Source organism: Nonomuraea sp. B19D2, from assembly GCF_040137845.1.
Taxonomy (GTDB): Bacteria; Actinomycetota; Actinomycetes; order Streptosporangiales; family Streptosporangiaceae; genus Nonomuraea.
In genome coordinates this window covers 44,452-67,643 of record NZ_JBEFAK010000039.1, presented here as the reverse complement: position 1 = coordinate 67,643, position 23,192 = coordinate 44,452, and the positions used below count along the sequence as shown (strand labels likewise).

Genomic DNA, 23,192 nt, shown 5'->3' with positions numbered 1-23,192 from the left:
GGTCCAGCGTGCGTGTGCGGCTGGCCGGGGCTGTGATCGCGAAGGGACTGCTTGGGTCCTGCCACCTGCTCCAACCTCTTCCACGGGACTGATCAACCACCGCGGCTGATAGGTGTTTCGGACCGGATCTGGTCCATTGGCTCTGACGCGGAAGGCAACCGAGGGTTGACGAGAGCCTGCCGTATAAATTCCTGCCGCTGTGCCGATCCGGCGGAAATTTCCTCGATGAAACAAGAGAGCGATCTAGACCCTTGATTCTGGTATCTCGTATTGTCACCGCATGACGACTGTGCTCTGCGTACCGCAATGGCAAGGATCGGCGTCGAGCAAGGCGCCGCGGCTGATGGCCGGCGCTCGCCGCGCCGCCGAGCTCGTTCCGGCGGACACGGTGGTGACCGTGCCAGTGCTTGAAACGGGCGGGGACAAGGCCGCCGGGATCCGCGCGTACGACGTGCTCGTGGAGAACCAGCGGCTGACGCGGAAGGCGCTGGACGGCATCGACGACCGTGTGATCACTATCGGCGGCGATTGCGCGGTCGACATCCCGCCGATCACTGCTGCCTACACTCGCTATGGGGATGCCTTGACGGTGTTGTGGATCGATGCCCACCCGGACGTCTACAGCCCTCACACGCTGCCATCGGGCGCCTTCCACGGGATGGTGGTGCGCGCCCTGCTAGGAGACGGGCCGACCGGCCTCACGCTGGAGCAACCGCTGGCACCACATCAGGTGATCATCGCCGGAGAGCGAGCGGGTGACGCGTCCGAGCACGAGTACCTCGCGAAGACCGGCCTGCGCAGATATGGCGTAGACGACCTGGAGCGCGCACTCGACAATCTGCGCGGCCCCGTGTACGTCCACATCGACCTCGACGTCCTGGAGCCCACTGCCTTCGGCGCAACCTGCTACCCGGAGCCGAACGGCGTGCAGCCGCAGCGACTGGTCGACCTCATCTCCCAGGTGGACGACATCGTCGGGGCAGCCATCACCGAACACGCGCCATCCAGCGACGACGTCAACCCCGGCGAGGCCGATGTGATCCGCCTGCTGGGCGCCGCGCTGACGCGCTGACGGGCGACTTATCCTCGGTTCCTCCATCGGCCCTTGTCGCGATGGAGGCGGTCCATGGGCTGGACCTTGGGGGAGGCTGTCTCGGAGGACGGTTTGAGAGATGAACCCTTGGTGGGTGCCGAGTTCTTCAGGGGTGGGTCCTCCCGGCGTTGGCGTGTCAGCAAGGCGTTCGGCCAGCGCGGCGATGGCGTCGCGAGCCGTCACGTGCCTTGGCTCAAGTCAGATCGCATGTCCAGGGTCGCCATGCCCTACGCGGCATGCTCACTTTGTCCCCCATCGCCGCCCGACGCCACGGCATCACGTGTCTCCGGCGCCTTCGCCGCCCCTCTCCGTCGCATTGATTGGAGGTGGTAGTGCGCCGATGTCGGATGCGGAATGATCAGACTTGGTGCTGAAACTTTCATGGCTTATGGTCCCTTGCTGAGGGAACCATCGAAAGTTTCGGAGCGCAAGATGTGTGGCTGGGGCCGATGTCGCTCCAACAAAGCCAGCGAATGTGTCTGAAACTTTTCAGATCAATCTTGACATGTTTCGGAAGCATTTCCACACTAAGTCATCAGCGGTCTCCCTTGCCAGGTCGATGGTGCGCGGCAGGGGCTGGCCGTCCGAGACGCCTTGGTGGTGTGCGTTCCGGTGGTGAGCGCGGCGTCGACCCCGTGGGGCGTGCCCCGCGGTGTTCCGTTTCCGTGATTTCAGTTATGGAGGCTCAGGCATGGGCGCAAACGCCATACCCTCGCCTGGAACCAGGCGGCCCTTGAGCGGCATACGCGGGGCCCTGATCGTCGGTGCTCTCGGTGTGCTCGCCATGATCATGGCGCTGCTGGCGCCGCTTCGCGCCGATGCCGCGGCGAGCACGCTCGGCGCGGCGGCCGCGCAGAGCGGCCGTTACTTCGGCGCCGCCATCACCGCGTTCAAGCTCGGCGACTCGCAGTACACCACGATCGCCAACCGCGAGTTCAACATGGTGACGGCCGAGAACGAGATGAAGATCGACGCCACCGAGCCCAACCGGGGCCAGTTCAACTTCACCAACGCCGACCGCATCTACAACTGGGCCGTGCAGAACGGCAAGCGGATGCGCGGGCACACCCTGGCCTGGCACTCCCAGCAGCCCGGATGGATGCAGTCGCTGTCGGGCAGCTCGCTGCGCCAGGCGATGATCGACCACATCAACGGCGTCATGGCGCACTACAAGGGCAAGATCTACGCCTGGGACGTGGTGAACGAGGCCTTCGCCGACGGCAACTCCGGCGGCCGGCGCGACTCCAACCTGCAGCGGACCGGCAACGACTGGATCGAGGTCGCCTTCCGCACCGCGCGGGCCGCCGACCCGGCCGCCAAGCTCTGCTACAACGACTACAACATCGACAACTGGACCTGGGCCAAGACTCAGGGCGTGTACAACATGGTCAGGGACTTCAAGCAGCGCGGCGTGCCGATCGACTGCGTCGGCCTGCAGTCGCACTTCAACAGCGGAAGTCCCTACAACAGCAACTACCGCACCACGATCTCCAGCTTCGCCGCCCTCGGGGTGGACGTGCAGATCACCGAGCTGGACATCCAGGGCGCCCCGGCCTCCACCTACGCCGCGGTGACCAACGACTGCCTGGCCGTCCCCCGCTGCAACGGCATCACCACCTGGGGCGTGCGCGACATCGACTCCTGGCGCTCAGGCGACACCCCGCTGCTGTTCGACGGCAACGGCAACAAGAAGCCCGCCTACACCTCAGTCCTCAACGCGCTCAATGCCGCCGACCCCAACCCCAACCCCACGCCCACGGTGACCCCGACAGCGCCCGGTGGTGCCGGACAGATCAAGGGTGTGGCCTCCGGCCGTTGCCTGGACGTGCCCAACGCCAGCACCACTGACGGCACTCAGGTGCAGTTGTGGGACTGCAACGGCCAGTCCAACCAGCAGTGGACTTTGACCTCCGCGGGTGAGGTCAAGGTGTACGGCAACAAGTGCCTGGATGCCGCCGGCACCGGGAACGGCGCGAAGGTGCAGATCTACAGCTGCTGGGGCGGCGACAACCAGAAGTGGCGCGTCAACTCCGACGGGAGCATCGTCGGCGTGCAATCCGGACGGTGCTTGGACGCCGCCGGCGCAGGCACCGCCAACGGCACCCAGATCCAGCTGTACGACTGCTGGGGCGGCAACAACCAGAAATGGACGTGGAGCGGACGTTCCTGAATCCGCGTCGGTGAGCTCATGGCTTCGCCGCAACCGGTGGCCGGTTGCGGCGAAGCGAGCGTCGTCGGGTTCACACGCCCGTGATGGTCCATTGGTTGTTGGTGCTGTTGTTCGGCGTCCACATGGCCACGGTGGAGCCGGCGGCGCTGTTGCCCATGCCGTCGAGGGCCGTGCCGGTGCCGCGGTTGATGATCTGGTAGCGGCCGTTGCCCACGCTGTTGAGGCGCCACTGCTGGTTGTTGCCGCCGTCCCACGCCGCCTGCCGGGCGGCGGCGCCGTTGGCGGTGTTGCCCCAGCTGTCGGCGACCATGCCGTTGGTGCGGTTGACGATGCGGTACCACCCGCCGCCGAGGTCCACGAGCTGCCACTGCAGGTTGGTGCTGCCGTCCCAGTTCCACTGCTTGAGGTTCGCCCCGGAGGCGACATTCCCGCCGCTGTCCAGTGCCAGGCCGGTGGTCGCGTTGGTGATCCGCACGTAGCTCGCCGGTGCGGGGCCGCCGGACCCGGTCATGCGGTACGTACGGCCGGCTTGGCCGGTCAGTCTGATGACGTCGTTCTCGGGTTTGGTGACGCTGACCGTATCGCCGGTCGTGGTGTCGACCACCTGGTAGGTTCCGGCGAAGATCCGGCTGCGCACGTTGACTGTCCCGTCACGGTCGAACCTGATGAGGATCTCGGCGGCCCCGCCGGAGCTCCATGCCGCGTCCACGGTGTAGCCGCCGCGCCCCCGAAGACCCTGCACCTTCCCGCTCGGCCAGGCCGCCGGCAGCGCCGGCAGCACGTGCAGCTCGCCGTTGTGGCTCTGCAGCAGCATCTCGGCGATGCCGGATGTGGCGCCGAAGTTGCCGTCGATCTGGAACGGCGGGTGCAGGTCGAACATGTTCGGCGCGAGCCGCGCTGTAGTCACGAGGGCGCGGATCAGGTCGTGCGCCCGCCCGCCCTCCTCCATCCGCGCCCAGTAGTTGATCTTCCAGGCGAGTGACCAGCCGGTCCCGTCGTCACCGCGCAGTTCGAGGGTCCGCCGCGCGGCGGTGTACAGCGCCGGGGTGCCGCGCTTGGTGATCTGGTTGCTGGGGTGCAGGCCGTAGAGGTGGGAGATGTGCCGGTGGTTCTGCTCGGTCTCGACCCAGTCGTACAGCCACTCCTGGATGTTGCCGCGTGAGCCGACCCGCATCGGCGGGAGCCGGTCGCGGGCGGCCAGGACCTGCGCCCGGAAGCTCGCGTCCGTGCTGAGGAGCTCGCCGGCCTTGGCGCAGCCGTTGAACAGGTCCCGCAGGATCTGGTTGTCCATCGTGGGTCCGGCGCACACGCTGACGCCCGCGTGGTGGGTCAGTTCGGGCGAGTTCGATGGGTTCGTGACCAGATATTTGAGGTTCGGTTCCTCCACGAGAGTCTCCAGGAAGAACTGCGCGGCCCCCTTCATGGCCGGGTAGTACTGCCGGAGGAACTCGAGGTCGCCGGTGAAGAGGTAGTGGTCCCAGACCATGGTGGCCAGCCAGGCGCCGCCGGTCTGCCACATGCCCCAGGTCGCGCCGTCGACGACCGAGCTGCCCCGCCACCCGTCCGTGTTGTGGTGGGTCACCCAGCCGCCTGCGCCGTACTGCACCCGGGCCGTGCGGGCGCCGCTGACCGTGAGGTCGCTGATCATCCTGAACACCGGCTCGTAGCACTCCGGCAGGTTGGTCGTGTCGGCCGGCCAGTAGTTCATGGGCAGGTTGGCGTTGAGGGTGTACTTCGAGTCCCAGGCCGGGGTCAGCGAGTCGTTCCAGATGCCCTGCAGGTTGGCGGGCTGGGTGCCCGGACGCGAGGAGGAGATCAGCAGGTAGCGGCCGTACTGGAACAGTAACGCCGAGAACTGCGGGTCGTTGCTGTTGGCGTGCTGCGCGATCCGTACGTCGGTCGGCTGGTCGGCCGCCGCGGTGCGGCCGAGGTCGAGCGTCGTGCGCCCGAACAGCCGCTGGTAGTCGGCGACGTGCCGGCCGCGCAGGTCGTCGTAGGTCCTGGTGACGGCGGCATCGAGGTGACGCCGGGCGATGCCCTGGTAGTCGCCGCTGACGTCCTTGTAGTTCACGTAGCTGGAGCCGATGGAGATCAGCACCGTCACGCTGTTGGCGGCCCTCACCTGCAGCGTGCCGCCGGAGCTGCTGACACTGCCGCCTTCGGCGACGGCCCGGGCCAGTGCCAGGAACCTGACCTTGCCGGCCAGCCCTCTCTGGTCGCCGGAGATGCCGTCGAGCGCCACCGTCGTGCCGTCCGGGCTGGAGCGCGTCGTCCGCTGCGGGCTGCCGAACGTCGCGGAGAACGTGATCGAGCCGGGCCTGTCGGCGGTCAGCCGGATGGCGATCACCTGGTCCGGCGCGCTCGCGAGCACCTCGCGCCGGTACCGCACGCCGTTCTGCAGATACGTCACCGTCGTGGTGGCCGTGGTCAGGTCCAGGAAACGGTTGTACTCCGAAACCCCGGCGGCGCTGCCGAAAGTGAGCCGCAGATCGCCCACGGGCTGGTAGGCCAGCTGCGCCGAAGGGCTGCCCAGCATGTTCTGGTCGACAAGGCTCTGGGCCTGGCTCCACTGGTTCTGGAAGACCAGCTGCCGGATCTGCCCCAGCGCCGCCGCACCCTTCGGGTTGCTCTGGTCGTACGGCCCACCGGCCCAGACGGTGTCCTCGTTGAGCTGCAGCCGCTCGGTGTCGACGTTGCCGAACACCATGGCGCCCAGGCGACCGTTGCCGATCGGAAGCGCACGCAGCCACTCCGTGCCGGCGCTCTCGTCGTACCACAGCGCCAGATCGTTCGCGGCGCGCACCTCCGGAGGCGCCACCGAAGCGGCCCGGGCCGCGGCCGTCCATTGCAACGGCAACAGCGCGGCTCCAGCTCCAGCCGCGCCGAATCTCAGCGCTTGTCTTCGCGATAAATCAGCCATTTCGGTTCTCCAAGCCCATGGGGGTTGCGGGTGGACGGCCTCCGTTGGGCACGAGCACGAGCCCTGCACCATGTACGTGCCTGCGTGCTCGTGGCCATCGCCGGGGTGATGACTCACCCCGGCGATGGCGTGTGGTCAGCGGTCACGGGCTGTCAGACGCGGGTCCATTGCTGGTTGGTGCCGCCGTGGCAGGTCCAGATCTGCACCTTGGCGCCGTTGGCGGTGCCGTACCCGGACACGTCCAGGCACTTGTTCGCGCCGACCGCGGTGATGCTGCCGTCGGCGTTGAGGCGCCATTTCTGGTTGTTCTGCCCGTTGCAGTCCCAGATGATCACGCTGGCGCCGTCGGCGGTGCCGGCCCCGTTCACGTCCAGGCACTTGCCGCCGTACACCCGCAGCTCACCCGCGGCCGTCGACGTCCACTGCTGGTTGGCCTGGCTGTTACAGTCCCAGATCTGCATCTGCGCGCCGTTGGCCTGCGAGGCGCCGCTGACGTCCAGGCACCGCCCAGACCCCACACCCTTGAGCGCGCTCGTCGCCGGCGGATTACCCGTGGGGGTCGGCGTCGGCGTTGGGTTACCGCCTCCGAGCTGCGTGAAGAAATTCCACACCACCGGCCTGGTCCACGAATTCTCGCCGGGTTCGAAGTCGCCGGGCTTCCCGTCCACGGGACCGGGAGTGTGACCCGCGTCGAATGCCGCCCATGCGACCGGATACCCGGCCCTGCACCCCGAGTAGTAGGTGACGATGTGCGTCAGGCTGCCCTGCGCCGGCTCCGGCGGGTTCTGGGGCGTGCAGCCGTTGTTCCTGACGAACCTGTCACGCAGCGACCGGCCCGCGGAGATGTTGAGCACCGGATCCCTGAGGCCGTGCAGTCCGATGTACGCGACGGGCTCGGTGCCGCCGCTGCACCCGCTGAGCTGCCCGCCGGCGTAGACCGCCACCGCGCGGAAGACCGTCGCCCGGGCGCACGCGAGCGCGTAGCTCATGCCGCCGCCGTAGCTGAAGCCCAGGGCGAAGCGCTGGGCGGTGTCCACACAGAGGTCCGCCTCGATCCGGCGGATCATGTCGTCTACGAAGGTGACGTCCTCACCGCCCGAGTTGGCCCAGCCGTTGTTGATTCCCTGAGGCGCGACGAAGATCGCGGTGTTGTTCGACAACGCCCTGAGCCCGTAATAGGACCAGGGGTACCCGCTGGTTCCGCCCGAGTCGACATCGTTGCCGGTGCCGCCATTCCAGTGGAACCCGAATATCAATCGGTAGGGAGTGGTGTTGTTGTAGTTGTCCGGAATTCTCAGGATGTAGCTGCGATTTTTGCCGCTGGTCGTAATCGACTGTGGACCGCTTCTCAGTGTCGGAGTCTTGCCGCATCCCGCGGTGGGCGCGAGGGCGCTCTGTTGCGCGAGCGACGTGGGCGCGCTGTCGCCCAGCGCCGTATGCACCGTGGCCAGGACGACGAGCAGTACAGCGGACGCGACAGCGGTTAAGAGATACCTGAGCCTCGACATCACGCAAATTCCTTTGCCGTTCTCGTGGTGACACACATTAACTGGGAAGCCACTTTCACCACCTTTTTCGGGGGGCGAGGGCGTCGGCGGCCGGCCGGTCGAGTTCCCGAAGTGTTAGCGCTCACTCAATGCCGCCGCAATCGGATCTCCTTTCTTCCGGGCGGCTGGAGGCGATGGTGCAGCGGAGCAAATATGACCGTGACAAGACCTGTCAAGGCTCGGCCTTGTTGACATTGAGCGCCTACACCTGAGACGACCCCGCCGCTCCGGCGCCTGACCAGGAGAAGCGGCCCTGGCCATCAGTGACGCCTCGCGATGAAACTTTCACCGACGGTCAATCGAATCGTTCCGCGCGCCCGGTCTCGCGGGTGCGACCGTACTAACGCCGAAGTCGTACGGGATCGGCCGTTCCGCTGCGGCGGACGGTCCAGGCCTCGGTGATGTGATTGAACATCGCCTCGGCCGCGCCGTCGGGGTCGTGGGCGGCGATGCGTTCGTAGATGCGGCGGTGGCCGAGGTTCGACGCCACGCACAGGGCTCGCTCGGTCCGGCCCAAGTACCGGGCGGTGTTGACGACCTGGCTTTCCAGCGCCCGTACGACGCCACGGGCGATGCGGTTTCCCGACGCCCGCATGATCGTGTCGTGGAAGGCGCGGTCGCTTTCGGCGTACGTCACCGGGTCGTCCACGAGCTCGTCCATCCGATCCACCAGTGCGCGCAGCTGCTCGATGGTGTCCGGCCCGGCCAGGCGGGCGGCGACGTTGGCCATGTCGGACTCCAGCACGCGCCGTGTGACGACGAGGTCGTCGAGAATCGCCAGACTCTCGTCCTCGGCGATGGTCGCGGCGAGGACCAGCTCGTCGAGCATGTCCCACATCGCCGGTGGGGTCACCATGGTCCCGGAGCCCTGGCGGACCCGTACCAGTCCCTTCTCCTGCAGGAGTTTCACCGCTTCGCGCACGACGGTGCGGCTCACGGAGAAGGCCTCGCACAGCGCGGGCTCGGGGGGCAGCGGCGTGCCCGGCGGGTGCACACCGCGAACGATGCGCTCCACCAGCTCGGCTGTCACCGCTCCGGCGAGACTGGCCGGGCGTCGTACCCAGGCCGGTGGCGCCGGGACACTGCCGGACGTTTCTTGCGATGCCGTCATGTCGCCTCCGGTGGCCTGGCAAGTGACAGCGCCACCGCGTCAGTATACGGGAGGTCCATTGACGTTATACGTCATACGAATTACGTTTGGCCTGGAGACGTCAGGGTCCAGGGGACGCTCCCGGAAGGCGGACAGCGATGAAACAGCGAGCGTTATGGTCGGCCTTGCTGGTCGCGGCACTGGCCGTGGCCGGCTGCGGGAGCGCGGCCCGGACGGACTCCCCCTCTGAGGACTCGCAGCAGAAGCAGCAGAAGCTCGTGGTCTGGGACTGGAAGTCCGGTGAGCCGGCCGCCACCGCCTACATCGAGAAGGCGAAGGCCGACTTCGCCAAGCGGCATCCGGGAGTCACCGTCGAGTTCGTCGCCCAGCCGTTCGACCAGTACTACACCCTGCTCGGCACGGCGATCCAGTCCAACAAGGGGCCGGACGTCATGCTCTTCAACGGGGGAGGGCAGATCCGCGACCGGGTCGACGGGCTCCTTCCGCTGGACCAGTACGTGGCCGAGGACAAGAGCCGGCTGGCGGGCTGGGACGCGTTCAGCAAGGACGGCAAGGTCTACGCCGCGCCGGTGACCCTGCAGGGGCACCCGATCTACTACAACAAGACGCTCTACGAGAAGGCCGGCCTCGACCCGGCGAACCCGCCCAAGACCTGGAACGAGTTCGTCAGCGGCTGCGCCGCCATCAAGAAGGCGACCGGGGCCACGTGCTTCGCGCTCGGCAACAAGGAAGGCATCGGCATCCAGTTCTTCCTGTCGGGCCTCGGATCCGGCGTCCTGACGCCTCAGGAGTACGACGACTGGATCGCCGGGAAGCGCGACTGGACCTCTCCTCACGTGCGGCGGATCTTCGAGCTGTGGAAGGACGCCGGCGACAAAGGGCTGAACAACGACGGTGCCAACTCCACCGCGATGTTCACCGACATCTTCAGAGTCTTCGAGACCGGTAAGGCCGCTCACATCATCGGGCTGATGTCGGACATCGGGCACTGGAAGGATTTCGGCGAGTTCCTGCCGCCCGACAAGATAGGCGTCATGCGGGCCCCCGTCGTCACCGACGGAGCCACCCCGAGTCTTCCGTACGACGGCGGCATCGGCTACGCGGTCGCCAAGTGGACGAAGGCCCCCGAACTGGCCGCCGATCTGGCGCGATCCCTGACCTCGACCGACGCCTTGACGGCGTTCTACGCCAAGGCCGGCGCGATCGCGTCCGACACGACGATCGACGTCTCGCAGGCCGGCCCGGCCGCCGCCACGATCGCGTCCGAGATCAAAACCGGCAAGCCCGCCCTGCACGTGGCGCTGTCCTCCAAGACCCTGGACCTGATGGGAAGGCTGTCCCAGCAGCTCCTGAGCGGGTCGACCACCGTGGACAAGGCCGTGGAGCAGCTGGCCGCCTCCGACCGGGCGGGCTGACCGCGTGCCGATCGGAGGCCCGTCGCCGTTGGTCCGACCGGCCGGCTCCGGGCGGGCCGGCGCAGCGACCGTCAAGCACCGGGGACGCCGCCGGGACGCCCGTACCACCCGTGGGGCGCGCGCCGAGCGCCTCGCGCCCTACGTTCTGGTGGCCCCGGCCGCACTGATCATCGTGGTGCTGCGACTGTGGCCGCTGGTCCTGGGGGTCAACTTCTCCTTCACAGGTGACGGCGAGCTCAACGGAACCCCCGTCGGCCTGAGCAACTACCTGGAGCTGGCCGGCGATCCGTTGTTCCGCACCGCGCTGCGCAACGTCGGGCTGCTGGTGCTGCTGCTTCCCGTGGCGGTGGCGATTCCGGGTCTGCTCGCGACCTTCATCTATCTGCGCGTGCCGGGTCATCGGGTCTACCGCAGCGTCTATTTCTTCCCGGCCGTGCTCTCACCGGTGATCGTCGGCGCGATCTTCAACCTCCTGCTCGGGTACGACGGCCCGTTGAACGCCGTCCTCGGGGCGATCGGCGTCGGCCCCGTCGACTGGCTCGGCGATCCGGGCATCGCCATGTTCACGGTCGTCGGCGTGCACGTATGGGCGACGTTCGGGATGGCCCTGGTGGTGTTCCTCGCCGGATTCAGCACCCTGGACGCCTCGCTGCTGGACGCCGCCCGCGTGGACGGCGCGTCGCTCCGCCGGACCATCTGGCACGTGATCATCCCGAGCCTGACGCGCACCATTCAATTCGTCTTCGTGACCACGATGATCGGGATGCTGACGTCCATGTTCGGCCTGCTCTTCGTCATGACCAGCGGCGGCCCGGAGGGGGCGACCTACCTGCCGGAGTACTACATCTGGCACCAGCAGGGACAGATGAACCGGCCGGCGCTCGCCTCGGCCGCCTCGACGGTGCTCTTCGTCGTCATGCTCGTGGTGGGGCTCCTGCAGATCACTCTGCTCCGCCGCGCGGGGAGGCAGGACTGATGCCCGGCAGGCGTCTGGCCAGGTGGGTGGCCGCTGTCCCGATGGCCGTTCTCGCCCTGGCGACGATCTATCCTCTCGTGTTCACGGCCAACGTCGCGATGAAGACCCGGCGCGACTACATCCTCGACCGGTTCTCCCCGGCGGATTCCCTGCGCTGGGACAACCTCGCCGAGGCGTGGGCCGGCGCCGGAATGGCGCGGTACTTCGTCAACTCGTTCGTCGTCGTGGCATTCGCCGTGGCCCTGCTGCTGCTGTTCGGGTCGATGGCGGGCTTCGCGCTGAGTCAGCTGCGCTTCCGCGGCTCTTCGGTGATCTTCCTGGGCTGTCTCGCGGGGCTGTTCATCCCGTTCCAGGTGATCATGGTGCCGCTCACCAGGGTCATGGCCGACAGCGGGCTCATGGACACGTACCCCGGACTGATCCTGGCCTACGTCGCGCAGTTCCTCCCGTTCACCGTCTTCCTGATGACGAGCCACTACCGGACCATTCCGGCGGAGATCGTCGACGCGGCCAGGATCGACGGGAACACGGTGTACGGCGTGTACCGGCGGATCATGCTCCCGCTGGGCGTTCCGGCACTGCTGTCGGTCGGCATTCTCGACGCCCTGTTCTGCTGGAACGACGTGCTCATCTCCCTGCTCATGATGCCGTCGCCAGAACATCGCACCCTCATGACCGGGGTCAACGCGCTGCGCGGACAGTATTCCGACGACATCCCCACCTTCGCCTCGGGAGTCCTGATCGCCGCGATACCCGTGCTGATGATTTATCTGTTTCTCCAACGCCAGATCGCCGACGGCGTCACCGCCGGTTCCACGAAGGGCTGACATGCGGATCACGGGGTATCGCACCACGACGACGATCCAGGACTGGGGCCGTCCCGTCGGTGACGCCAACGGCGTCTTCGCCGACGGAGTGGTCTTGGTGCCGCTCGTCATGGTGGACACCGACGAGGGGATCACCGGCATCGGCCTCGGGCCGCACGTGGAGATCGACGCTGTCTTCGCCGCGATCGAGGGCGAGGATCCGCGTGGCGTGACGGCGCTCTACGACCGCATGCTGCGACAGACCTTCAAGGCGGGCCACGCCGGCGCCGTGTTCGGCACGATCGGCGCACTCGACACCGCCTTGTGGGACATCAAGGCACAGGCGGCCGGTGAGCCGCTCTGGCGGCTGCTCGGCGGGCGCGACCGGCGGGTGCCCGCCTACGCCTCGGGCCTCGACATCGGCCTGACCGACGACGAACTCGTCTCGGTCTACCAGGTCTACGCCCAGCACGGTCTGCGCGCGGCCAAGATCAAGGGCGGCCTCGACACTGAACGCGACCGGCACCGCCTGACGCTGGTACGGGACGTCCTGACCGAGGCCGGGCACGGATCACGGCCGGGCCTGATGCTCGACGTGAACGAGGCCTGGACGCGCAAGCAGGCGGTCCGGCACGTCTGCGAGCTCGAACGCACGCTGGATCTCACGTGGATCGAAGAGCCGGTCCGGCGGTGGGACGCCGACGGCCTGGCCGCCGTCGGTCGCGGGATCCGCGCCTCCGTCGCCACGGGGGAGAACCTCACCGGGCTCGAGCAGTTCCGTCCACTCCTGGCCGCGGGGGCCGTCGACATCGTCCAGACGGCCGTGGTCTGGGGGGTGACCCACTTCCTCCGGGTGTCCGCGCTGGCGCACGCCCATGACCTGCCGGTCAGCCCGATCGGCACCACGCCGGTCGCGCTGCTGCACGCCGCGACGTCGGTGCCGAACCACCTGGCCAGCGAATTGCAGGACCTGCACCCGCCGCTCGGAGTATCGCTCGACCTGTACGTCGAGGACGGCGCGTTCATCCTCGGAGACTCGCCGGGCCTCGGCATCACCATCGACGAGCACGCGATCAACGCGTTCACCCGCCGGCCGGACGCCAGGGCCGCCGAGGGCCCCAACATCCGGCCGGAGCACGCCGGACGACGCCTGCTGGCGGTCACCGGCGGCTTCCAGCAGACCTAGTGTCCCGGTGTCCGGCCTCGTCCGGATGCCGGCCACCGTCTCCCCCTGATGGGCGGAGTAGGTGGCCGGCGTCCGGGTTCGCCGAGGGTCCCGTCCTGGGACCGGGTCAGCGGTAGCCGGCGGCGATGATGTTGGCCTGGACGGCGTTCTCCGTGGCGTCGGTGGGATAGCCGGCGACCACAGCTCCTTCGTAGAAGGTTCCGGCGCTGAGATTGGCGCCGCCGTCGGGCTTGCAGCAGTCGCCGCCGCTTCCCAAGACGATGGCCCCCTGCTTCTTCATCGGGCTGTAGCCGTTGGGGAGCGGCCCGTCGTACAGGGTGTACAGGCTGCCGGACTGCGCGTTGCTGCCCTTGATGGCGAACCGGGTCGTGCCGTTGTTCTTCAGCGTGGCGGTGACGAACTTGTGGGGGAAGGCCCGCTGGTTGGGGTTCCAGGATTGGCTGCCGCCGGGGTAGAGCCCCCATTCAAGGTCGGCCTGGACCCAGGGGCCGGTTCCCTGGCAGCCGCCGAACCAGCACTGCGTGCTGAAGTTGATGGCGTCCATGGCGCCGGCGGCGTCGGCCTTCCTGGTCGTCTCGCTGTTGCCGTAGTCGAAGCAGCAGCCGCCGTTGACGTGGGTGCCGCTGGTGACCATGTACATGCCTTCGGGTGCGCTGCCGGTGGGCACACCGGTCAGGTGGCCGTCCCGCCAGTAGCTGTTGCCGGGATTGATGTAGAGCGAGTACGCCTTGCCGCCGCCGACGGTGAGCGACTCGGTGGTCGCGATCGCGGGCCTGCTCTGAGGGGAGCCGGGGACCACGCTGGATCCCTGGTACCACAGGTCGTTGCCGCGCCCGGACTGGTCGTACACGACGGTCATGACGCACGTGGCGCCGGCGCAGAACGAGTCCTGCGCCGCGGCGTCGGCGACACCGCCCGCGCTCAGCACGCCGATGTTCCTGGTCGTGTTGTCGGAGGAGCGCCTGACCTGGTAGAGGTTGCCGTTGTACGAGCCGTGGAGCGCCCGTGTCGTGCTGTGCGCGGCCACGCATGGCGTGCCGCCTGAGGCGTAGATGTCGCACGGGCGCGCGCCGGGCGGCGGCGGGGTCGGCGTCGGGCTGGGCTCCGCTCCGGTGGTCCATTTCTGGTTGTTTCCGCCGTGGCAGGTCCAGATGTGCACCCTGGTGCCGTTGGCGGTGCCGGTGCCGCTGACGTCCAGGCACTTGTTCGCCCCCACCGCGGTGACGGTGCCGTCGGCGTTGAGGCGCCATTTCTGGTTGTTCTGGCCGTTGCAGTCCCAGATGATCACGCTGGTGCCGTCGGCGGTGCCGGCGCCGTAAACGTCCAGGCACTTGGTGCCGTAGATTCGCAGCTCATCGGAACTGGTGGAGGTCCACTGCTGGTTGGCCTGTCCGTTGCAGTCCCAGATCTGCACCTGCGCGCCGTTCGTCTGCGAGGCGCCGCTGACGTCCAGGCACCGCCCCGATCCCACGCCCACCAGCGGCGCGGTCGCTGCCGAGGCCGGTGCCGACCAGGTCAGGGCGGTGGCCAGGAGCATTGCCAGCGCCGCCACCACAGACGCGACGACGGCCGCCCGAGAGCGCCACCCACGCCTCGCACGGCCCGATAAGGGAACGGATGAAGGCTGCATTGTCGTACTCCTCGGAGGTAGGGCGAGACGGAGACAGCCGCGCTTGGAGGCCCATGCGAATCGATTCGCTAATGTATTGAATCAACTGAGGAGGGGGAGACGGCGGTGTACAGCGAAGCACATACGACGGGCGGACCGCCTGTCAAGGCTCCGTCCTGTCCGCCTGCCTGCCGGAAGCCCTGCCCCAGGGCGCTCATCGGCGGCGCTCGCAGTCGGGCTCGATGAAACGTTCATCCGCCGCCGACTCGGCTGATCACATCCCGTCGGTTCCCAGCTGGGCGAACCGGTTCGGATGGCCGGATCACTGGGATGAGAAGAGGCGCTGCTGGATCTCTCTCCGGTAGTCGTCGAGGGTGTTGTCGATGTGCGTGGCCGCGGCCTGGGCGGCCGCTTCCGGGTCACCGGCGCGGATGGCCTGGTAGATGGCCTCGTGCTCCTCGACGGCCTTGGCGGCGTGCCCGCCCACCGAGCCGCGCAGCCCGATGAGGTTGGACTGCGCCTGCAGTCTGCGGGCCTCTCGAACGGCGACCTGGAGGAACATGTTGTGCGAGGCCGTGGCGATGGCGGCGTGAAAAGTGTCGTCGCCCTTGTTGAACAGGTCTTCTTGTCCGGTCTCGAAGCCGTGGCGGCACAAGCCGGCCGCCTCCTCGATGGTCCTCAGCTCCGCAGGGTTGGCGCGGCGGGCAGCCAGCCGGCTGGTCTCCATCTCCTGCGCCCGGCGGAATTCGAACAGCATGTAGACGTGGTCGAGGTCGGTCGGGAGGAAGAAGGACGCCCAGCGCCCGGTGCCGAACATCCCCTCGTCGTCGGCCACGTACAGGCCGCGGCCCTTCTGGGCGCGTACCCGGCCGAGCGCGGACAGTATCTTCACCGCCTCGCGTACCACGGTGCGGCTGGTGCCCAGTTGCCGGGCCAGCTCGATCTCGGTCGGCATGCGGTCGCCCGGACGCAGGCCGAGCCGGACGATGAGCTCCAGTACCTGCTCGGCTGCCACCTCGTAACCCGGCCGGTATCCGCTCTCGCGCGGGGTGTCGGTCACCGTGCTTCCTCCTCGCCGTTCCCTGCAAAGTATGACTGATGAGGGTGCCCTCCCAAGTTCAGACGTAGTGCCGATTAGTACGACACATATGAACGGTTCATACGAGAGCGATCGGCGCGGGCGTACGCATTGGCGGGCATCGCCGCTGGTGAAAGAAGGAAAGCGGCTAACTGTGGCCATGCCTTGGATGTGCGAATGGCGAAATAAGCGGGCTTAAGGCCTTGACGGGTATCAATACTCACAACGTAATTAGTAGCGAAGACCCTCAGAAGGGCGTCACCTGCCTGAGCAGCAGGGCGTGACCTGGCCACACCCGTCCCCCCAAAGGAACCACCGTGCAGTCATCTTCGCCCGCCACGGCGCTGAGGCCGATTCTGATCGGCATCGTCGCTGCGGCGCTGGCCGCGGCGTTCACCCTCGTCGTCGCCGCCACCCCGGCCCTTGCCGCCACCACCACCCTGTACGCGTCACCTGCCGGCACCGGCACCTCCTGCACGTCCGCCCAGCCGTGCTCGCTGGCCGCGGCGCAGACGGCGGTACGTTCGCTGAACGCTGAGATGTCCGGTGACATCGTCGTGGAGCTGGCCGGCGGGGTGTATCGGCTGTCCGCGCCGCTCCGGCTGACCGCCGCCGACTCCGGCAACAACGGCTACTCCGTCAGATGGCAGGCCGCGGCAGGGGCCGTTCCGGTCATCAGCGGAGCCAGGGCGGTCACCGGCTGGTCGCCGGCCGACTCCGCGAAGAACATCTGGCGCGCCGACGTCGGCGCCGGGATCGACACCCGGCAGCTGTACGTCGACGGCGCGCTCGCCACCCGGGCGCGCACCGCCGTCAACCGGTCCGACTTCACCGCGAGCAGCACCGGGATGAGGTTCACCAGCGGCGCGCTGAGCTATCTGAACAACCTCGCCAACCAGAGCCGGATCGAGATGGAGAGCGTCGGTTCCTTTACCGACCGGTACGCGCCGGTGCAGAGCATCAGCGGAAACCTCATCACGATGCGGCAGCCCGCCTGGAACAACAACAACTTCGGGTACGACACCTTCACCAGCCCGCACCGGGCGGGGCCGCTCTACCTGGCCAACGCCTACGAGTTCCTCGACTCGCCGGGGGAGTGGTACCTCGACCCCGCGACCGGCGCCCTGTCCTACATCCCGCTCGCCGGACAGAACATGGGCAACCTCAGCGTGGAGCTGCCGGTGCTGCAGTCGCTGGTGCACGTCGGGGGCACGTACGACGCGCCCGCGCACCACATCACCTTCAGCGGGATCACCTTCACCGGCACGAGCTGGCTCGGTCCCAGCGGCAACCAGGGCTATGTGGACCAGCAGACCGGCGCCTACATGGCCGGCAACTGGAGCTGGCCCGCCTTCACCTCCTGCCATCAGGGCTGCCGCCAGTTCGAGGCGACCCGGCCGCACTGGTCCCAGATGCCCGCCGCCGTGCAGGTCTCCGCGGCGAACACCATCACCTTCACCGACTCGCGCTTCGTCAACCTGGGGCAGACGGCCATCGGCATCGGCAACGACGCCAACGCGCACGCCAGCGGTGTCGGACTGGGCGCCGCCGACATCACGGTCACCCGGTCGGAGATCGCCCGCAGCTCGGCCGGCGGCATCGTGGTGGGCGGCGTGCGCGCCGACGCTCACCACCCGAGTGACCAGCGGATGGTCAACCGGAACATCACCGTCAGCAACAACCGCATCCACGACCTCGGTCTGGACCACCGGGGCGTCGTCTCGGTCCTGACCACCTACGTCACCAACACCGACGTGTCCCACAACGAGGTCTACAACATGCCGTACACCGGCATGTCGATCGGGTACGGCTGGGGCGCCAACGAGCCGGGCGGCAGCACCCACTACGCCGACCGCGGCCTGTACGACTTCCAGCCGCGTTACACCACGCCCACCACCGCCTCCGGCAACCGGCTCATCGGCAACTACGTGCACGACGTCATGCGACAGATGACCGACGGCGGCTGCATCTACACCCTGTCGTGGAACCCGGGCGCGGTGATCAGCGACAACCACTGCCTGCGCACCAACGGCTGGTTCGGCATCTACTTCGACGAGGGCTCCAGGTACTACACCGTCAGGAACAACGTGCTCTCGAACACCGGCACCTGGGCCACCGCCAACTACTGGTACGGCGAGAACATGGGCAACTTCACCGTCACCGGCAACTGGTCGACCAACGGCAGCACCAACATCACCAACGGCGACCGCGGCAACGTGGTGAACAACAACGTCACCGTCACCAACGGCGCCTGGCCGGCCGGCGCCCAGGCCGTGATGGCGTCCGCCGGGCCCCAGGGCGGGCCTTCGGGCAGCACGGGTGCGTTCAAGGGTGTGGGGTCTGGGCGGTGCCTGGACGTCAGCGGCGCCTCGCAGGCCAACGGCGCGCAGGTGCAGATCTGGGACTGCAACGGACAGGCCAACCAGCAGTGGACCTCCACCAGTACCAGTGAGCTGCGGGTTTATGGCGGAAAGTGCCTGGACGTGAACGGGGCAGGGACGGCGGACGGCACCAGCGTGATCATCTGGGACTGCAACGGGCAGAACAACCAGAAATGGCGCCTCAACGCCGACGGCACCATCACGGCGGTGGGGGCGAACAAGTGCCTGGACGTGACCGGGTACGGCACCGCCAACGGCACCAAGGTGCAGATCTGGACCTGCACCGGCGGCACCAACCAGAAGTGGGCCCGCGCCTGACGCCGTCCGACGACGCGCCCTCGGCGCCCCATTGTCAGGAGGGAACACTCATGTCCCGACGTCCGTGGCTCACCTTGCTGACCACGATGGCGCTGGTCACTCCCGGAGCACTCGCGCTCAACGCCTCCCCGGCGAACGCCCTCGTCATCCCGGCGTCTGACTACCAGCAGGTGTCTCTCGCGTCGGGAGGTGCGGAGCTGGGGGAGGCGATGTCGCTGGCCGTGATGCCGAACCGGTCGGTGGTCCACACGGCCCGCGACGGCACGGTACGCGTCACCGATGTCAACGGCAACACGAAGGTGGCCGGCAGGCTCAACGTCTACAGTCACGACGAGGAGGGCCTGCAGGGTGCGGCGGTGGACCCTGACTTCGCGTCGAACCGGTACTTATGGCTCTACTACTCGCCGCGGCTGAGCACGCCGAACGGTGATGCGCCGGGCAACGGCACGCAGGCCCAGTTCGACCAGTGGAAGGGCGAGCTGCACCTGTCCCGGTTCACCCTCAAATCGGACGACACTCTCGACATGACCAGCGAGAAGGTGGTCCTGCGGGTCCAGAACGACCGTGGCCAGTGCTGTCACGTGGGCGGGGACATCGACTTCGACGCCGCCGGAAACCTCTATCTGACCACCGGCGACGACAGCAACCCCTTCGAGTCCAGCGGCTACTCCCCGCTGGACGAGCGGACCGACCGCAACCCGCAGTTCGACGCGCAGCGCTCGGCCGCCAACACCAACGACCTGCGCGGCAAGCTCCTGCGCATCAAGCCGCAGGCCGACGGCACCTACACAATTCCCAGTGGCAACCTGTTCCCGCCGGGGACGGCGAAGACCCGGCCGGAGATCTACGCGATGGGCTTCCGCAACCCGTTCCGGATGAGCGTGGACAAGGCGACCGGCATCGTCTACCTCGGCGACTACGGGCCGGACGCGGGTGTGACCAACCCCAACCGCGGGCCGAGCGGGCAGGTGGAGTTCGACCGCATCACCGGCCCGGGCAACTACGGATGGCCGTACTGCACGGGCACGAACACCACCAGCGAGACCTACAACGAATGGAACTTCGCCACCAACGGCACCGGTCCGAAGTACAACTGCGCGGGCGGCCCGACCAACAACTCCTTCCGTAACACCGGGCTGACCACGCTGCCTCCGGCGAAGCCGGCGTGGATCAGGTACGCGGGGGACGCCGGGAGTCCGCCGGAGTTCGGCTCCGGGTCGGAGTCGCCGATGGGTGGTCCGGTCTACCGTTACGACCCCGACCTGAACTCGGCCGTCAAGTTCCCCCAGGCGCTCGACGGGCGGTATTTCGCCGGTGAGTACGGCCGGCGCTGGATCAAGGCGATCGAGGTCAGGCCGGACGGCGCCTACGGGGAGATCTCGGCGTTCCCCTGGTCGGGGACGCAGGTGATGGACATGGCCTTCGGCCCTGACGGGGCCCTGTACGTCCTCGACTACGGCACTGGGAACAACAACCAGGCGCTGTATCGAATCGAGTACATCGGCAACGCCAACCGCAATCCGATCGCCAGGGCGTCCGCCGACAAGACGTCGGGACCGGCCCCGCTGACGGTGAACTTCTCCTCGGCGGGCAGCTCCGACCCGGAGGGCAGCGCGCTGACGTACTCGTGGAACTTCGGCGACGGCACCACCTCCACGGCGGCGAATCCGAGCAAGACCTACACGACGAACGGCGCCTACACGGCGACGCTCACGGTCCGGGACCCGCAAGGGCTCACCGGCACGGCGAGCGTGATCGTGAACGTCGGTAACACCGCGCCGGCGGTCAGCCTCATCACCCCTGCCGACGGGCAGCTGTTCTCCTTCGGTGACACCGTGCCCTTCCAGGTCACCGTCACCGACCCGGAGGACGGCACGATCGACTGCGCCGGGGTCACCGTCGCCTACCTCCTCGGCCACGACAGCCACCGCCACCAGATCACCTCCAAGACCGGCTGCTCGGGCTCCATCCCGCTGCCGGCCGACGGTGAGCATGACACCGCGGCCAACATCTACGGCGTCTTCGAGGCCTCCTACACCGACAAGGGCGGTCTGACCTCCACCAGCGCCCGTACGCTACAGCCGCGGCACCGGCAGGCCGAGCACTTCGGCGCCCAGCAGGGCATCCAGACGGCTGACCACGCCACCGCGGAAGGCGGCAAGACGGTCGGCTTCACCGACGACGGCGACTGGGTCTCCTTCCAGCCGTACAACCTGGGCAACGCGACGAGGATCACCGCCCGGGTCTCCTCGGCCGGCGCGGGCGGCCGGATCGAGGTGCGGGCCGGTTCGGCGACGGGCACGCTGCTGGGAACGGTGAACGTGGCGAGCACCGGCAGCTGGGACACCTTCACCGACGTCTCGGCGAACCTCGGCGGCGCGCCGGCTGGCACGACGACGCTGTACCTGGTCTTCCGCGGCGCGACAGGGCAGGGCTACCTGTTCGACGTGGACGCCTTCACCCTCGACACCGGCACCTCGCCCCCGGGGAGCACGAGTGCGCTGCGGGGTGTGGGGTCTGGGCGGTGCCTGGACGTCAGCGGCGCCTCGCAGTCCAACGGCGCGCAGGTGCAGATCTGGGACTGCAACGGCCAGGCCAACCAGCAGTGGACCTCCACCAGTACCAGTGAGCTGCGGGTTTATGGCGGCAAGTGCCTGGACGTGAACGGGGCCGGCACCGCGGACGGCACCGCCGTGATCGTCTGGGACTGCAACGGGCAGAGCAACCAGAAGTGGCGCCTCAACGCCGACGGCACCGTCACCGCGGTGGGGGCGAACAAGTGCCTGGACGTCAGCGGCACGGCCAACGGCACCAAAGCACGCATCTGGACCTGCACCGGAGGAACCAACCAGCGCTGGACCCGAGTCTGAAAGGACACCCATGCTGCGACGCCTGTCAGTGACGGTGGCGGCGATCGCCGCCGCCGCGACGATGATCCCCGCCATTCCCGCCCAGGCAGCCGCCTTCAAGGTGCTGGTGTTCTCCAAGACGGCCGGGTTCCGGCACGACTCGATCCCCAACGGAATCCAGGCCATCCGCGACCTGGGGGCCGCCAACGACTTCGCAGTCGACGCCACCGAGGACTCGAACGCCTTCAGCACGGCCAACCTGGCCCAGTACAAGGCGGTGGTGTTCCTCAACACCACCGGTGATGTGCTGAACGACAACCAGCAGGCCGCCTTCCAGACGTACGTGGACGGCGGGGGCGGTTACGTGGGTGTGCATTCGGCCGCGGACACCGAGTACAGCTGGGCGTACTACGGGCAGCTGATGGGGGCCTGGTTCAACAACCACCCGGCGATCCAGCAGGCCACCGTGCGCAACGAGGACCGGGCGCACGCCGCGACCGCCCACCTGGGGGCGACCTGGTCACGTACCGACGAGTGGTACAACTACCGCTCCAACCCCCGCTCGAACGTCCGGGTGCTGCAGAGCCTGGACGAGGGCAGCTACAGCGGCGGCGGCATGGGCGATCACCCGATCACCTGGTGCCATCCCCAGTCCTCCGGCCGCGCCTTCTACACCGGCCTGGGGCACACCAAGGAGTCGTACGCCGATCCGAACTTCCGCACGCTGCTGCTCGGCGGAATCCGGTACGCGGCCAGGGCCACCAACGCCGACTGCCGCCCGGAGACCGGGTACACGACGTTGTACAACGGCTCGACGACGGGCTGGTCGCAGGCAGGGCCGGGGTCGTTCGCCAACAGCGACGCCACGCTGACCTCCCAGGGCGGCATGGGCATGCTGTGGTACAGCGCCAAGGAGTTCCGCTCCTACTCCCTCAAGCTCGACTGGAAGGTGACCGGCGACTCCAACTCCGGCGTGATCGTCGGGTTCCCTGCCACCAGTGACCCCAACGCGGCGCTCAACACCGGATATGAGGTGCAGATCGACGCGACCGACACCCCGGACAAGACGACCGGGGCGATCTACGGGTTCAAGGCCGCCGACATCGCCGCCCGCGACGCGGCGCTGAACCCGCCGGGTCAGTGGAACACCTATGAGCTGCTGGTGGAGGGCGAGCGGCTGCAGGTCTTCCTGAACGGCACCAAAATCAATGATTTCACCAACACCGATCCGGTCCGCTCGCTCCAGCAGGGCTACATCGGCATCCAAAACCACGGATCCGGCGACGTGGTGTCATTCCGCAACATCCGCGTCAAGGAACTGACCAGCACACCGGGCGGTACGAGCGCGCTGCGGGGTGTGGGGTCTGGGCGGTGCCTGGACGTCAGCGGCGCCTCGCAGGCCAACGGCGCGCAGGCGCAGATCTGGGACTGCAACGGACAGGCCAACCAGCAGTGGACCTCCACCAGCTCCGGTGAGCTGCGAGTCTACGGCGGCAAGTGCCTGGACGTGAACGGGGCCGGCACCGCGGACGGCACCGCCGTGATCATCTGGGACTGCAACGGGCAGAGCAACCAGAAGTGGCGCCTCAACGCCGACGGCACCGTCACCGCGGTGGGGGCGAACAAGTGCCTGGACGTCAGCGGCACCGCCAACGGCACCAAAGCGCGCATCTGGACCTGCACCGGAGGAACCAACCAGCGCTGGACCCGCGTCTAGCGATCAACGAGTGGCC

14 protein-coding genes are annotated in these 23,192 nt (G+C 67.8%); 9 read left to right on the top strand and 5 right to left on the bottom strand.

Annotated elements, in window-relative coordinates; genetic code table 11:
• Nucleotides 1–280: 280 nt before the first annotated feature.
• Both ABN273_RS44800 and ABN273_RS44795 read left to right on the top strand, forming a co-directional pair.
• Nucleotides 281–1,072, top strand: coding sequence for an arginase family protein (locus ABN273_RS44800; protein WP_349455677.1), 792 nt, complete (start codon nucleotides 281–283; stop codon nucleotides 1,070–1,072).
• Between the two features lie 754 nt (nucleotides 1,073–1,826).
• Nucleotides 1,827–3,263, top strand: coding sequence for an endo-1,4-beta-xylanase (locus tag ABN273_RS44795; RefSeq protein ID WP_349455676.1), 1,437 nt, complete (start codon nucleotides 1,827–1,829; stop codon nucleotides 3,261–3,263).
• 70 nt (nucleotides 3,264–3,333) lie between these two features.
• Here the strand turns inward: ABN273_RS44795 and ABN273_RS44790 are convergent, their stop codons facing one another.
• The 3 genes from ABN273_RS44790 to ABN273_RS44780 all read right to left on the bottom strand — a co-directional run bounded on the left by ABN273_RS44790 (nucleotide 3,334) and on the right by ABN273_RS44780 (nucleotide 8,841).
• On the bottom strand, nucleotides 3,334–6,120 hold the full coding sequence (locus ABN273_RS44790; RefSeq protein WP_349455675.1) for a glycosyl hydrolase family 95 catalytic domain-containing protein: 2,787 nt from the start codon (nucleotides 6,118–6,120) through the stop codon (nucleotides 3,334–3,336).
• A gap of 215 nt (nucleotides 6,121–6,335) precedes the next feature.
• Nucleotides 6,336–7,691, bottom strand: coding sequence for a lectin (locus tag ABN273_RS44785; protein ID WP_349455674.1), 1,356 nt, complete (start codon nucleotides 7,689–7,691; stop codon nucleotides 6,336–6,338).
• A 379-nt stretch (nucleotides 7,692–8,070) separates the two neighbouring features.
• The gene (locus ABN273_RS44780) at nucleotides 8,071–8,841 is read right to left on the bottom strand and encodes a FadR/GntR family transcriptional regulator (RefSeq protein ID WP_349455673.1); all 771 of its coding nucleotides are present in this window, start codon (nucleotides 8,839–8,841) and stop codon (nucleotides 8,071–8,073) included.
• 137 nt (nucleotides 8,842–8,978) lie between these two features.
• On the opposite strand from ABN273_RS44780, the gene ABN273_RS44775 reads away from it, so the two are divergent.
• Genes ABN273_RS44775 through ABN273_RS44760 form a run of 4 tightly spaced genes read left to right on the top strand, consistent with a single transcriptional unit; the run spans nucleotide 8,979 to nucleotide 13,224 of the window.
• Nucleotides 8,979–10,256: an ABC transporter substrate-binding protein gene (locus ABN273_RS44775; RefSeq protein ID WP_349455672.1), complete on the top strand. Its 1,278-nt coding sequence runs from the start codon at nucleotides 8,979–8,981 to the stop codon at nucleotides 10,254–10,256.
• Between the two features lie 4 nt (nucleotides 10,257–10,260).
• Nucleotides 10,261–11,232, top strand: coding sequence for a carbohydrate ABC transporter permease (locus tag ABN273_RS44770; protein WP_349455671.1), 972 nt, complete (start codon nucleotides 10,261–10,263; stop codon nucleotides 11,230–11,232).
• Nucleotides 11,232–12,059 (top strand): carbohydrate ABC transporter permease, encoded by an 828-nt coding sequence (locus ABN273_RS44765; protein ID WP_349455670.1) that lies wholly within the window; start codon nucleotides 11,232–11,234, stop codon nucleotides 12,057–12,059. Before ABN273_RS44770 ends, ABN273_RS44765 begins: the two co-directional genes overlap by 1 nt.
• A gap of 1 nt (nucleotide 12,060) precedes the next feature.
• Nucleotides 12,061–13,224, top strand: coding sequence for a mandelate racemase/muconate lactonizing enzyme family protein (locus ABN273_RS44760; RefSeq protein ID WP_349455669.1), 1,164 nt, complete (start codon nucleotides 12,061–12,063; stop codon nucleotides 13,222–13,224).
• A 106-nt stretch (nucleotides 13,225–13,330) separates the two neighbouring features.
• Here ABN273_RS44760 and ABN273_RS44755 read toward each other — a convergent pair whose 3' ends face one another.
• Nucleotides 13,331–14,779, bottom strand: coding sequence for an arabinofuranosidase catalytic domain-containing protein (locus ABN273_RS44755; RefSeq protein WP_349455668.1), 1,449 nt, complete (start codon nucleotides 14,777–14,779; stop codon nucleotides 13,331–13,333).
• 376 nt (nucleotides 14,780–15,155) lie between these two features.
• Complete coding sequence (locus tag ABN273_RS44750; RefSeq protein ID WP_349455667.1) at nucleotides 15,156–15,893, bottom strand: FadR/GntR family transcriptional regulator; 738 nt, start codon at nucleotides 15,891–15,893, stop codon at nucleotides 15,156–15,158.
• Between the two features lie 335 nt (nucleotides 15,894–16,228).
• Here ABN273_RS44750 and ABN273_RS44745 point away from each other — a divergent pair, with 335 nt between their 5' ends.
• From ABN273_RS44745 to ABN273_RS44735, 3 genes are read left to right on the top strand one after another with little or no spacing between them, the layout of a single operon-like run.
• Entirely contained in the window at nucleotides 16,229–18,610 is a 2,382-nt protein-coding gene (locus ABN273_RS44745; protein ID WP_349455666.1) for an RICIN domain-containing protein, read from the top strand.
• Nucleotides 18,611–18,660: 50 nt separating this feature from the next.
• Complete coding sequence (locus tag ABN273_RS44740) at nucleotides 18,661–21,480, top strand: carbohydrate-binding protein (protein WP_349455665.1); 2,820 nt, start codon at nucleotides 18,661–18,663, stop codon at nucleotides 21,478–21,480.
• Between the two features lie 10 nt (nucleotides 21,481–21,490).
• Nucleotides 21,491–23,176 carry a ThuA domain-containing protein gene (locus tag ABN273_RS44735; protein ID WP_349455664.1) on the top strand — a complete coding sequence of 562 codons (1,686 nt, stop codon included), beginning with the start codon at nucleotides 21,491–21,493 and terminating at the stop codon, nucleotides 23,174–23,176.
• Nucleotides 23,177–23,192: the final 16 nt, after the last annotated feature.

Coding starts and splice junctions, on each gene's coding strand:
- ABN273_RS44800 (WP_349455677.1), top strand. CDS start 281: ATGACGACTGTGCTCTGCGTACCGCAATGGCAAGGATCGGCGTCGAGC.
- ABN273_RS44785 (WP_349455674.1), bottom strand. CDS start 7,691: ATGTCGAGGCTCAGGTATCTCTTAACCGCTGTCGCGTCCGCTGTACTG.
- ABN273_RS44780 (WP_349455673.1), bottom strand. CDS start 8,841: ATGACGGCATCGCAAGAAACGTCCGGCAGTGTCCCGGCGCCACCGGCC.
- ABN273_RS44775 (WP_349455672.1), top strand. CDS start 8,979: ATGAAACAGCGAGCGTTATGGTCGGCCTTGCTGGTCGCGGCACTGGCC.
- ABN273_RS44765 (WP_349455670.1), top strand. CDS start 11,232: ATGCCCGGCAGGCGTCTGGCCAGGTGGGTGGCCGCTGTCCCGATGGCC.
- ABN273_RS44760 (WP_349455669.1), top strand. CDS start 12,061: ATGCGGATCACGGGGTATCGCACCACGACGACGATCCAGGACTGGGGC.
- ABN273_RS44740 (WP_349455665.1), top strand. CDS start 18,661: ATGTCCCGACGTCCGTGGCTCACCTTGCTGACCACGATGGCGCTGGTC.
- ABN273_RS44735 (WP_349455664.1), top strand. CDS start 21,491: ATGCTGCGACGCCTGTCAGTGACGGTGGCGGCGATCGCCGCCGCCGCG.